The 12,274-nt window shown below is 68.3% G+C and carries 11 protein-coding genes; 6 read left to right on the top strand and 5 right to left on the bottom strand.

Features of this window, described 5'->3' with window-relative positions; genetic code table 11:
• From J7024_RS34455 to speE, 3 genes are all read right to left on the bottom strand, one after another.
• Window positions 1-485: 16S rRNA (uracil(1498)-N(3))-methyltransferase (locus J7024_RS34455; RefSeq protein WP_234745881.1), on the bottom strand; the 485-nt coding region annotated here is incomplete at its 3' end.
• Window positions 486-502: 17 nt separating this feature from the next.
• Window positions 503-919: a VOC family protein gene (locus J7024_RS34450; RefSeq protein WP_124827167.1), complete on the bottom strand. Its 417-nt coding sequence runs from the start codon at window positions 917-919 to the stop codon at window positions 503-505.
• A 159-nt stretch (window positions 920-1,078) separates the two neighbouring features.
• The gene (gene speE, locus J7024_RS34445; RefSeq protein ID WP_124827166.1) at window positions 1,079-1,936 is read right to left on the bottom strand and encodes a polyamine aminopropyltransferase; all 858 of its coding nucleotides are present in this window, start codon (window positions 1,934-1,936) and stop codon (window positions 1,079-1,081) included.
• Window positions 1,937-2,152: 216 nt separating this feature from the next.
• Here speE and tkt point away from each other — a divergent pair, with 216 nt between their 5' ends.
• Together tkt and gap are read left to right on the top strand one after the other, a co-directional pair.
• Window positions 2,153-4,225, top strand: a complete 2,073-nt coding sequence (tkt, locus tag J7024_RS34440; RefSeq protein ID WP_124827165.1) for a transketolase — start codon at window positions 2,153-2,155, stop codon at window positions 4,223-4,225.
• A gap of 85 nt (window positions 4,226-4,310) precedes the next feature.
• Window positions 4,311-5,321: a type I glyceraldehyde-3-phosphate dehydrogenase gene (gene gap, locus J7024_RS34435; RefSeq protein ID WP_096506298.1), complete on the top strand. Its 1,011-nt coding sequence runs from the start codon at window positions 4,311-4,313 to the stop codon at window positions 5,319-5,321.
• Between the two features lie 88 nt (window positions 5,322-5,409).
• Here gap and J7024_RS34430 read toward each other — a convergent pair whose 3' ends face one another.
• Window positions 5,410-6,300 carry a LysR family transcriptional regulator gene (locus J7024_RS34430; RefSeq protein ID WP_124827164.1) on the bottom strand — a complete coding sequence of 297 codons (891 nt, stop codon included), beginning with the start codon at window positions 6,298-6,300 and terminating at the stop codon, window positions 5,410-5,412.
• A gap of 151 nt (window positions 6,301-6,451) precedes the next feature.
• Here J7024_RS34430 and J7024_RS34425 point away from each other — a divergent pair, with 151 nt between their 5' ends.
• From J7024_RS34425 to J7024_RS34410, 4 genes are all read left to right on the top strand, one after another.
• On the top strand, window positions 6,452-7,225 hold the full coding sequence (locus J7024_RS34425; protein ID WP_124827163.1) for an SDR family NAD(P)-dependent oxidoreductase: 774 nt from the start codon (window positions 6,452-6,454) through the stop codon (window positions 7,223-7,225).
• Between the two features lie 149 nt (window positions 7,226-7,374).
• The gene (locus J7024_RS34420) at window positions 7,375-8,814 is read left to right on the top strand and encodes an MFS transporter (RefSeq protein WP_199568599.1); all 1,440 of its coding nucleotides are present in this window, start codon (window positions 7,375-7,377) and stop codon (window positions 8,812-8,814) included.
• A 70-nt stretch (window positions 8,815-8,884) separates the two neighbouring features.
• Window positions 8,885-9,841, top strand: coding sequence for a 2-hydroxyacid dehydrogenase (locus J7024_RS34415; RefSeq protein WP_175770023.1), 957 nt, complete (start codon window positions 8,885-8,887; stop codon window positions 9,839-9,841).
• Between the two features lie 11 nt (window positions 9,842-9,852).
• On the top strand, window positions 9,853-10,911 hold the full coding sequence (locus J7024_RS34410; protein ID WP_124827160.1) for an L-idonate 5-dehydrogenase: 1,059 nt from the start codon (window positions 9,853-9,855) through the stop codon (window positions 10,909-10,911).
• A gap of 93 nt (window positions 10,912-11,004) precedes the next feature.
• On the opposite strand, the gene J7024_RS34405 is transcribed toward J7024_RS34410, so the two are convergent.
• Window positions 11,005-12,204, bottom strand: coding sequence for an MFS transporter (locus J7024_RS34405; RefSeq protein WP_199568600.1), 1,200 nt, complete (start codon window positions 12,202-12,204; stop codon window positions 11,005-11,007).
• Window positions 12,205-12,274: the final 70 nt, after the last annotated feature.

Genomic DNA, 12,274 nt, shown 5'->3' with positions numbered 1-12,274 from the left:
ACGCCGCGCACGTCGGCGACGTCGGGCACGAGATTGCGCCCGCATTGTTCGCACGATGCGCGCACGACGCCGCGCCAGTGCGCGACGCGCTTGTCCGCGCGCTCGCCCGACAATTTCACGACGCCGCGCGCGGTCGACAGCGGCACGACCGCCGCGACGCCGAGCTCGACGGCTTTCTCGATCACCCAGTCCATCTTGTCGCCGCCGGCGATGCCTTGCGCGAGCGTCACGCGATAGGGCGGCTCGGCTTCGGCCGGGTCGAATGCCTCGATCTGCGCGAGCGCGCTGCGCTTGTCGATCTCGACGAGCCGCGCGCGGTACTGGCCGCCGCTGCCGTCGAACAGTGCGAGCGCGTCGCCGGGCTGCAGGCGCAGCACCTGCGCGTGGCGCGCGACGTCGGCCGGCAGCGCAAGCGTCGCATCGGCACGCAGCGCGGTTTCGACGAAAAAGCGCGGCACGGCCGCGGTGGTGGTGGCTTCACTCATGCGTAGTGCGGCTCCGCTCATGTGCGCAGGCGGCGCGCGAGCGCCCAGCGGTAGCCGTCGAGATCCTCGATCTGGGCGAAGCGATCGCCCCAGAACTGGTCCTGCGGCGCGGTCAGGGACTTGGCGCCCGCATCGAGCGCGCGCTGCCAGGTTGCGTCGACGTCGTCGACATACAGATAGAACGACTGCGGCGCGGTTGCGTCCGCACTCTTCGGCGTGAGCGCGGTCGAGCCGAACGCGCCTTCGGGCGCGAACATCACGATCAGCTGGCCACGGTAGGTCATCTCGACGTGCATGATCGCGCCGTCCTCGTCGAGCACGTCGCGCAGTTCGAAACCGAATGCGGCCTTGAAGAACTCGATGGCTGCCTGCGTATTGCGGACAGCCAGGTAAGGCGTCAACCAAGGCACGTCGGCCGGACGTGGATCGGTCATGAAAATCTCCTGTCGAACGAACAGCGGGGTCGTGCGGGTGCTTCGGCGGGCCTCCGGTAGCGTTCCGGACCTGCGCTCGCGCCCCGGCGACAGCCGGTCACGGACCGGTCGCGGACGCATGCGCGATGGAACAGCGAAACGATGCGGCCGCCCGGAAGCTCAGCGGCGAACGCCCAGTGTATCGCGCAGCGCGCGTGGCAGGGCAAAGAGGGACGCATGCAGGCGCGCATCGTAGTAGCGCAAGCCGTGCACGCGGCGTTCGGCGAGACGTTCGTCGACGTCGTGCGCGAACAGCGAGGCCGCGTCGAGCGTGTCGCTCGCGATCGCCATCAGCCATTGCGAGCCGTACAGCGGCACGTGCGCCGACAGCGGATCGACCACGGCGAAGCACGCACGCAGGTCGTCGAGCAGCGCGGCGATTCGCGACGCGTGGAACACGGGCGAGCCGAGGTGCATCGAGATCGCGCCGCGCGGCGTCAGGATCCGCTTGAGCCGCGCATAGAACGCGCGTGTATAGAGGCCGGCCGCCGGCGAATCGGGCGGCGTGAGATCGAACACGACGAGGTCGAAATGCTCGACGGTCGACGCGACGAAATGCGCGGCGTCGCCGATCACGACCTCCACGCGCGGGTCGTCCAGCGCGCCCTGGTGTACATCGTCGAGATAGCGGCGGGCCATGCCGACCACTTCGTCGTCGAGCTCGGCGACGACGATCCGCTCGATGCACGCATGCTTGAGCAGCTGGCGCGCCGCGCCACCGTCGCCGCCGCCGAGCACGAGCGCCTTCCTCGGGCACGGATGCGCGAGCGCGGCCGGGTGCGTCATGCACTCGTGATAGACATACTCGTCGCCGACCGACGTCATCGGCCGGCCGTCCAGCGTAAACAGGCGGCCGAGCTGAGGCGTTTCCCAGACCTCGATGTGCTGGTGCGGCGATGCGACGTGCGCGAGCCGCCGTGCGTTCGGGAAGCCGTAGGTGGCGTCGGGCGTCGGGTGAAAAAAGAGGGTAGTGCTCACGGGCGGGCCGCTCAGGGCAGGCAGTTCCGACGTCTGAATTATAGGAGGCGTGCGGTTCGACGGAAAAGCGTGCCGGAACACCGCGCGCCGACAAGGGAAATGTCGGCCCATCTGTTAAAATAATGCGCTTTGCAGCCCCGTCCGTAGGCTCCGTCCGCTTCGCGTCCGTCAGGCGCCGCATTGCGCGCCCGGAACGATTGACGCTCGAGCTTCCGGATGCCGCCGTGCCCCCGTTTCCTCGACTCGTTCTCCGGACTCGACATGACGACTTCGTCTCCCGCCTCAACCACCCTGATGGCCAACGCGATCCGTGCGCTCGCGATGGACGCCGTCCAGCAAGCGAACTCCGGCCACCCCGGCATGCCGATGGGCATGGCCGAAATCGGCGTTGCGCTCTGGTCGCGCCACCTGAAGCACAACCCGACCAACCCGCACTGGGCAGACCGCGACCGTTTCGTGCTGTCGAACGGCCATGGCTCGATGCTGCTGTACTCGCTGCTGCACCTGACCGGCTACGACCTGCCGATGGAAGAGCTGAAGAACTTCCGCCAGTTGCACTCGAAGACGCCGGGCCACCCGGAATACGGCATCACGCCGGGCGTCGAGACGACCACCGGCCCGCTCGGCCAGGGTCTCGCGAACGCGGTCGGCATGGCGCTCGGCGAAGCGCTGATGGCGGACGAATTCAACCGTGACGGCGCGAAGATCGTCGATCACCATACGTACGTGTTCCTCGGCGACGGCTGCCTGATGGAAGGCATCTCGCACGAAGCCTGCTCGCTCGCGGGCACGCTGAAGCTGAACAAGCTGATCGCGCTGTACGACGACAACGGCATCTCGATCGACGGCGACGTCGTGAACTGGTTCCACGACGACACGCCGAAGCGCTTCGAGGCATACGGCTGGAACGTGATCCCGAACGTGAACGGCCATGACGTCGACGCGGTCGACGCGGCGATCGCGAAGGCGAAGCTGTCGGACAAGCCGACGCTGATCTGCTGCAAGACGGTGATCGGCAAGGGCGCGGCGACCAAGGCCGGCGGCCACGACGTGCACGGCGCGGCGCTCGGCGCGGAAGAAATCGCGAAGACGCGCGCGGCACTCGGCTGGACCTGGGAGCCGTTCGTGATTCCGCAGGAAGTCTATGCGGCATGGGATGCGAAGGAAGCCGGCAAGCGCGCCGAAACCGAATGGGACGCGACGTTCGCCGCCTATCGCGCGAAATTCCCGGCGGAAGCCGCCGAATTCGAGCGCCGGATGGCCAACAAGCTGCCGGCCGACTGGGCCGAGAAGGCTGCGGCGATCGTCGCCGGCGCGAACGAGCGCGGCGAGACGGTGGCGACCCGCAAGGCGTCGCAGCAGGCGATCGAAGGGCTTGCAGCCGCACTGCCCGAACTGCTCGGCGGCTCGGCCGACCTGACCGGTTCGAACCTGACGAACTGGAAGGCATCGAAGGCGGTGCGCGCGAATCCGGAAGGCGCGGGCGTGCTGCTTGGCAACCACATCAACTACGGCGTGCGCGAATTCGGCATGAGCGCCGCGATCAACGGCCTCGCGCTGCACGGCGGCCACAAGCCGTTCGGCGGCACGTTCCTGACGTTCTCCGACTACAGCCGCAACGCACTGCGCGTCGCGTCGCTGATGAAGGTTCCGTCGATCTTCGTGTTCACGCACGATTCGATCGGCCTTGGCGAAGACGGCCCGACGCACCAGTCGATCGAGCACGTGTCGAGCCTGCGCCTGATCCCGAACCACGACGTGTGGCGTCCGGCCGACACGGTCGAGACGGCCGTCGCATGGACCCACGCGATCGCCGCCGACCGCCCGTCGAGCCTGATCTTCAGCCGCCAGAACCTCGCGTTCAACCCGCGTACCGATGCGCAGATCGCGAACATCGAGAAGGGCGGCTACGTGCTGAAGGACTGGGACGAAGAGATCGTCGCGCGCAAGATCATCCTGATCGCGACGGGCTCGGAAGTCGAACTCGCGATGAAGGCCGTCGAGCCGCTCGCGCAGCAGGGCATCGCGGCCCGCGTCGTGTCGATGCCGTCGACCAACGTGTTCGACCGCCAGGACGCCGAATACCGCGAACGCGTGCTGCCGCACGGCGTGCGCCGCGTCGCGATCGAAGCGGGCGTGACCGCGTTCTGGCACAAGTACGTCGGCCTCGAAGGCGGCGTCGTCGGGATCGACACGTTCGGCGAATCGGCACCGGCCGGCGTGCTGTTCAAGTACTTCGGTTTCACCGTCGAGCACGTCGTCGAGACCGCGAAGGCCGTGCTGGCCTGAAAGCATTCGCGACGCGCGCCCCCTTCGCGCGTCGCACCGTGAAGCTGCACGCAACGAATTTTTTTCAGCCATCAGGAGATAGACCATGACGATCCGCGTCGCAATCAACGGCTACGGCCGCATCGGCCGCAACACGCTGCGCGCGTTCTATGAAAACGGCAAGAAGCACGATCTCGAGATCGTCGCCATCAACGATCTGGGCGATGCGAAGACCAACGCGCACCTGACCCAGTACGACACCGCGCACGGCAAGTTCCCGGGTGAAGTGTCGGTCGACGGCGACTACCTCGTCGTGAACGGCGACAAGATCCGCGTGCTGGCGAACCGCAACCCGGCAGAACTGCCGTGGGGCGAGCTGGGCGTCGACGTCGTGATGGAATGCACGGGCTTCTTCACGACGAAGGAAAAGGCCAGCGCGCACCTGAAGGGCGGTGCGAAGAAGGTGATCATCTCGGCGCCGGGCGGCAAGGACGTCGACGCGACGATCGTCTACGGCGTGAACCACAACGTGCTGAAGGCCGAGCACACGGTCATCTCGAACGCATCGTGCACGACGAACTGCCTCGCGCCGCTCGTCAAGCCGCTGAACGACCAGATCGGCCTCGAAACCGGCCTGATGACGACGATCCACGCGTACACGAACGATCAGGTTCTGACCGACGTTTATCACGAAGACCTGCGTCGTGCGCGTTCGGCTACCCATAGCCAGATCCCGACGAAGACGGGCGCTGCGTCGGCCGTCGGCCTCGTGCTGCCGGAACTGAACGGCAAGCTCGACGGCTACGCGATCCGCGTCCCGACGATCAACGTGTCGGTCGTCGACCTGTCGTTCATCGCGAAGCGCGACACGACGGTCGAAGAAGTCAACGCGATCATGAAGGAAGCATCGGAAGGCGCGCTGAAGGGCATCCTCGGCTACAACGACGCACCGCTGGTGTCGATCGACTTCAACCACAACCCGGCTTCGTCGACGTTCGACGCAACGCTGACCAAGGTGTCGGGCCGCCTCGTCAAGGTGTCGAGCTGGTACGACAACGAGTGGGGTTTCTCGAACCGCATGCTGGATACGGCAGTCGCATTCGCGAACGCGAAGTAATCCTGCACGTTGCGCGGCCGCCGCAAGGCGGCATGTGCAGCGAACGAGCCCGGCCGGGTTTTCCGGCCGGGTTTTTTTTCGCCCCGCGTCATTGCGCGGCGTTGGCCGTCACGTGTTCGAGCGCGTCGACGAACGCGCGTTTGATCGCGCTGTCGAGGTCGATCCACGCGAGACCGATGCCGGTGCGGTGGCCCGCCAGGTCGAGCGGCCGTGCGAGCACGTTCGGCGGCAGCGCGCTCGCGGCTTCCGCCGGAATCAGCCCGATCCCCATCCCGGCTGCGACAAGCGCGAGCATCGTCGTGAATTCGCCGAACTCCTGCGCGATCTCGAGCGTCATGCCCGCGCGGCTCAGCGCGAGAAGCATGTCGTCGTAAAAGCCGGGCGCGTAACGGCGCGCGAGCACGAATGCAGGCTGGCCGCGCAATGCGTTCGGCGCGATCGCTTCGTGCGCGGCGAGCGGATGGTCGAGCGGCAGCGCGACGACGAAGCCTTCCTCCAGCACCACGCGCGTATCGATGCCCGCATACGCGGCCGGCAGCCGGATCATCCCGAAATCGATGCGCCGGTCGCGCAGCGCCGCGATCTGGTCGGGCGTCGGCATGTCCTTCAGTTCGAGCGTGATCAGCGGGTAGCGCTCGCGCATCGTGCGCAGCACGGCCGGCAGCAGCGCGGGCAGTACCGACGACACGAATGCGATGCGCAGCGTGCCGATCTCGCCACGGCTCGACAGCCGCGCCATCTGCTCCGCGCGCGCAGCCTGCTGCAGCGTCGCTCGCGCTTCGGGCAGGAAGACGCGCCCGGTGTCGCTGAGTTCGACTTTGTGGCGGTCGCGCTCGAACAGGCGCGCGCCCAGTTCGTCCTCGAGCGCCTTGATCTGCATGCTCAGCGCCGATTGCACGATGAACAGGCGCTGCGCGGCGCGCCCGAAATGCAGCTCTTCCGCGAGCGTGACGAAGGCGCGCAATTGCTTGAGTTCCATGGTCGGCGGCCGGCAAGGGGCGGTAATCAGATTTCATGATAACCGGATCAAAAAAGACCATTGGCGCAATGCCGGGCCGAACGCCGAAGATAGTCTCAACGCGAGACCGGCCGCGACGGGCGGTCGGCTCGTCTGGTCTGAGGAGACATGCATGACCCACGCGCTTGACCGGTTCCGCCTCGACGGCCGCCGCGCACTGATCACCGGTTCCGGACGCGGGATCGGACTGACGCTCGCCCGCGGGCTCGCCGAAGCCGGCGCGGCGATCGTGATCAACGATCGCAATGAGCAGAAGGCCGCGACACTTGTGCGCCACTTCCGCGAGGAAGGTTTCGCCGCCGATTACGCGGTGTTCGACGTTGCGGAGCACGCGCAGGTGCGCGCGGCGATCGACGATTTCGAGGCGCGCGTCGGCGCGATCGACATCCTCGTGAACAACGCGGGCATCCAGCGCCGCGCGCCGCTCGACGCATTCGATCCGGAAGACTGGCACGCGCTGATGCGCGTGAATCTCGACGGCGTGTTCAACACCGCGCAGGCGGTGGCGCGCCACATGATCGCGCGCGGCCGCGGCAAGATCATCAACATCTGTTCGGTGCAGAGCGAGCTCGCGCGGCCGACGATCGCGCCGTATGCGGCGACGAAGGGGGCGGTGCGGATGCTGACGAAAGGGATGTGCGCCGACTGGGCGCGCCACGGCATCCAGGCGAACGGCCTCGCGCCCGGTTATTTCGAAACCGAACTGAATCGCGCGCTGGTCGACGACGCGGCGTTCTCGGACTGGCTGTGCAAGCGCACGCCGGCCGGCCGCTGGGGACAGGTCGACGAGTTGTGCGGCGCGGCGATTTTCCTCGCGTCGGCGGCGTCCGATTTCGTAAACGGCCAGACGCTGTTCGTCGACGGCGGCCTGACCAGCGCCGTCTGAGCGATGGTGCTTGCGCCGTGTGCGCAGCGCCGTCGAGCCGGTTCGGGCCGGCATCCGAATTCCCAGAAGAGCCCGCCGCACGAGCGGGCCGATGTCCGGCGCATCTGGCGCCGGGTTCCGGAATGGAAGGCAGGAGACAGGAGACAACGATGGATCGCAATTCCCCGCGGCGCGATGCAATGCCCGCCACGTCGGCCGACACTGCCGAGCGACACGGCGTCGACCGGAAGCAGCTCAACCGCGCGGCATGGACCTGCTCGCTCGGCAGCGCGCTCGAATACTACGATTTCGCGCTGTACACGCTCGCGTCGGCGCTGGTCTTCGGACCGCTGTTCTTTCCGTCGCAAACCGTCGAGACGCGGCTGATCGCGAGCTTCGGCACGTATTTCGTCGGCTTCGCGGTGCGCCCGCTCGGCGGCGTCATCTTCGGCGTGCTCGGTGACCGGATCGGCCGCAAGTTCGTGCTGACCGCGACGGTGCTGCTGATGGGCATCGCCAGCACGCTGATCGGCGTATTGCCGACCTATGCGAGCGCCGGCTACTGGGCGCCCGCGCTGCTCGTGCTGCTACGCATCCTGCAGGGCCTCGGCGCTGGCGCTGAGCAGGCCGGCGCGGCCGTGCTGATGACCGAATACGCACCGCCGGGCAAGCGCGGCTTCTACGCGTCGCTGCCGTTTCTCGGGATCCAGCTCGGCACGGTGCTCGCGGCGGCCGTCTATTTCCTGCTGCTCGCGAACCTCGACCACGTCACGGACGGCTGGGGCTGGCGCGTGCCGTTCCTGTTCAGCGCGGTGATCGTCGCGGTCGGGGTCTACATGCGGGCGCGGCTGCATGAATCGCCGACCTTCGTGCGGCTCGAGAAGCGCGCGCAGGTATTGGCGAATCCGCTGAAGAGCGCCGTGCAGCACTCCAGGCGCACATTGCTGATCGGCATCGGGCTGCGGATGGCGGAGAACGGCGGCTCGTCGATCTACCAGGCGCTCGCGGTCAGCTATCTCGCCGGCGTGATCGGGATGAAGGGGCCGATCGGTGCGCTCGCGCTGGTGTGCGCGGCCACCGTCGGCGCCTGCACGGTGCCGCTCGCGGGGCGATTGAGCGACCGCTTCGGCCGGGTGCGGGTGTACCGCACGTTCGCGTGGCTGCAGCTCGCGCTCGCATTCCCGGTGTGGTGGATCTTCAGCCAGGGGAACGTGGTCGCGAGCGTGATCGCGATCTCGGTCGCGCAAGGCTTTGCGAACTGGGGGATGCTCGGCGCACAGGCCGCGCTGCTGCCGGAATTGTTCGGCGCGCGGCACCGCTACATGGGCGTGTCGTTTGCGCGTGAAGTGTCGGCCGTGCTTGCCGGCGGAATCGCGCCGTTGATCGGCGCGACGCTGATCGCGACCGTGATCGCGCTGCACGGCGGCGATCACGCGGCCGGCGTGCATGCCTGGGTGCCGATCGCCGCGTACCTGGTGCTGCTCACGCTGATCACGCTGTTCACCACGGCGCGGATGCCGGAGACGCTGAACCGCGATCTCGACGATCCGCTCGACGCGGCGCAGGCGCAGCCGGCCCCGGAAACCGAGCCGCTCGCACGGCATGCATGAGCGCGCCAGGCGGCTGACGCGGCCCGGCACGCACTCCGATTTCAACTTATTTCGACAGGAGTAAGCGCAGATGGCGCACGATTCGACCCGGCGGCCCGAGCTGCTGATGACGGGCCCCTACCAGCCGTGGGACGACGCATGGCTGTCGACCGGCTACCACGTCCACCGGCTGTGGGAGGCCGTCGACCGAGCGGCGTTTCTCGCCGAACATGGCGCCGGCGTGCGTGCGATCGCCACGCGCGGCGACCTCGGCGCCGATGCCGCGCTGATCGCCGCACTGCCGCAGCTCGAGATCATCTCGTGCTACGGCGTTGGCACCGACGCGATCGATCTCGCAGCGGCGCGCAAGCGCGGCATCCACGTGACCAACACGCCCGACGTACTGACCGGCGATGTCGCCGATCTCGGCGTGGGGCTCACGCTCGCACTGCTGCGCCGGATCGGCGCAGGCGACGCGTACGTGCGCTCCGGCGCATGGCGTGACGGCGACATGCCGCTCGTCACCCGCCTGTATGGCAAGCGCGTCGGCATCGTCGGCTTCGGCCGGATCGGCACGACGCTTGCGCGCCGGTTGTCCGGCTTCGACGTCGAGCTCGGCTATTTCGACGTCGCGCCGCGCGCGGACAGCCCGCATCGTTTCTTCGGCCAGCTGACCGAACTGGCCGGCTGGTGCGACGTGCTGATCGTCACGCTCGCGGGCGGCGCGTCGACGCGCCATCTCGTCGATGCGGCCGTGCTCGATGCGCTCGGCCCGCACGGCCATCTGGTGAACGTGTCGCGCGGCACGACCGTCGACGAACCCGCACTGCTCGACGCGCTCGAGCGCGGCGCGATCGCCGGCGCAGCGCTCGACGTGTTCTGGAACGAGCCGAACATCGACCCGCGTTTCCTCGCGTTGCGGAACGTGCTGCTGCAGCCGCATCATGCGAGCGGCACCGTCGAGACGCGTCAGGCGATGGGCTGGCTCGTGCGCGACAACCTCGCCGCGCACTTCGCCGGCGAGCCGCTGCTTACGCCGGTCGTCTGAGGAGGGGTGTCATGCGTATGCGTTGCATGTGTGTCGTGATCCACGGGCCGAACGACCTGCGGCTCGAAGAGCAGGACGCCGGCGAGATCGGCCCGGGCCAGGTGCGCGTCGATGTCGCGATGGGCGGCATCTGCGGCTCCGACCTGCATTACTTCCGGCATGGCGGTTTTGGCGCGATCCGGCTGCAGCAGCCGATGGTGCTCGGTCATGAAGTGGCCGGCACGGTCGCGGCGGTCGCGCCGGACGTGACGGCGGTGAGGGTCGGGGATCGCGTCGCGGTCAATCCGAGCCGCCCGTGCGGCGCGTGCCGCTACTGTCTCGAAGGGCTGCCGAACCAGTGTCTCGACATGCGCTTCTACGGCAGCGCGATGCGCATGCCGCACGTGCAGGGCGCGTTTCGCAACGCGCTCGTGTGCGACGCCGCGCAGTGCGTGAAAGTGGCCGATCACGTGCCGCTGTCGCTCGCGGCGCTTGCCGAGCCGTTCGCGGTCGGGCTGCACGCGGTGTCACGGGCGGGGCCGCTGATCGGCCGGCGCGTGCTGGTGTCGGGGTGCGGGCCGATCGGCGTGCTGGCAGTCGCGGCGGCGCGCGTGCACGGCGCGGCGGAGATCGTCGCGACCGACGTGGTTGATGCGCCGCTCGACGTAGCACGCGCGCTCGGCGCCGACCGGACGATCAACGCGGCGACCGACAGCGGCTGGGTCGCGCGCTACGGCGCCGACAAGGGGACGTTCGACGTGATGATCGAGTGTTCCGGCAATGCGCGCGCACTGCGCGACGGCCTCGACGTGATGCGGCCGCGCGGCGTCGTCGTGCAGCTCGGGCTCGGCGGCGACGTCAGCCTGCCGCAGAACGTAGTGGTCGCGAAGGAGCTGTCGATCTGCGGCTCGTTCCGCTTTCATGCGGAGTTCGCGCTCGCGGTGCAGTTGATCAATGCGGGGCGCGTCGATCTCGCGCCGGCCGTGACGCGCGTGTTTCCGGTGCGCGAAGCGAACGATGCGTTCGAGCTGGCCGGCGACCGGCAGCGGGCGATGAAGGTGCTGATCGATTTCGCCGACGCGACGGCATGACTGCCCGCTGATGGCGCGCGACGGCGCGCATGCAGAAAAGGCACGCCCGCGATGCGCGGAGCGTGCCTTTTTGTTGGGCGGCGCGAAAGCCGGTTACTGAGTGGCTTGCCGCACGCCGACGCGCTGCGATGCGAGCCACAAGGCGATCAGCACGCCGGACAGTGCGGCCCCGGCGATGCATACGCCGCGCCAGCCGTCGACACCGTACGCGACGCTCGCCGCGAACGACCCGAACGCGCCGCCGATGAAGTAGCTCGTCAGATAGATCGTCGTCACGCGGCTGCGCGCGTTGCCGGCGAGCGCATAGATCACGCTCTGGTTCGAGATGTGCATGCCCTGCACGCCGACGTCGAGCAGCAGGATGCCCGCGATCAGCGCGACGAGCGAGTGCGCGCCGGTCGCGATCAGCGCGAACGATGCGAGCACGGCCGCCGCGAACAACCCGGTCGCCGCGTTGCCGTGGCCGCGATCGACGAGCCGGCCGGCCGACGTCGCCGCGAGCGCGCCCACAGCACCGACGACGCCGAACAGCCCGATCTGCCCTTCGGAGTAGCCGTACGGCGGCTGGCTCAGCAGGAACGTGAGGCCGGTCCACAGCAGGCTGAAACATGCGAACACGAGCGCGCCGTACGTCGAGCGCAGCGCGATCAGCGGCTGCGCGCGCACCAGTGCGAGGAGCGACTTCATCAGCGCCGCGTAGTCGAGCCGCGCGTGGCGGCGATCCTTCGGCAACTTCACCGCGAGCACGGAGGTCAGCGCGAGGATCATCACCGCGGCGATCGCGTACACCGCGCGCCAGCCGAACCCGTCGGCGATCGCGCCGGCCGCGACGCGCGCGAGCAGGATCCCGAGCAGCAGCCCGCTCATCACGGCGCCGACCGCGCGGCCACGCGTGCGCGCGTCGGCGAGCGACGCGGCGAACGGCACGAGCAACTGCGTCGAGCAGGTGACGAAGCCGAGCGCGATGTTCGCGACGACGAACATCGTGAAGTTCGTGCTGAATGCGACGGCCGCCAGCGCGATCACGTTGAGCACGAGCAGCCGCACGATCAGCGTGTGGCGGTTGACCGCGTCGCCGAGCGGCACGATCAGCAGCAGGCTTGCTGCGTAGCCGAGCTGCGTCAGCGTGACGAGGTAGCCGAGCTCGGCCGGCGGGCGGCCGAAGCTGCGCGCGATCGCGGCGAGCAGAGGCTGCGCGTAGTAGATGTTGCCGATGACGATGCCGCACGCGCAGGCGAACAGCAGCGTCATGGCGCGGGTCAGTGGGGGATGGTTGTCGTGATGCAGTTCCATGGTCGCGAAAAAACGGCGGCGGCCGGCGGCGCGGGGACGGTCGGCTGCACGGGGATTGCGGAAATCGGGG

Source organism: Burkholderia sp. WTPI3 (assembly GCF_021483755.1).
GTDB lineage: Bacteria > Pseudomonadota > Gammaproteobacteria > Burkholderiales > Burkholderiaceae > Burkholderia.
This window is presented reverse-complemented; position numbering and strand designations above follow the sequence as displayed.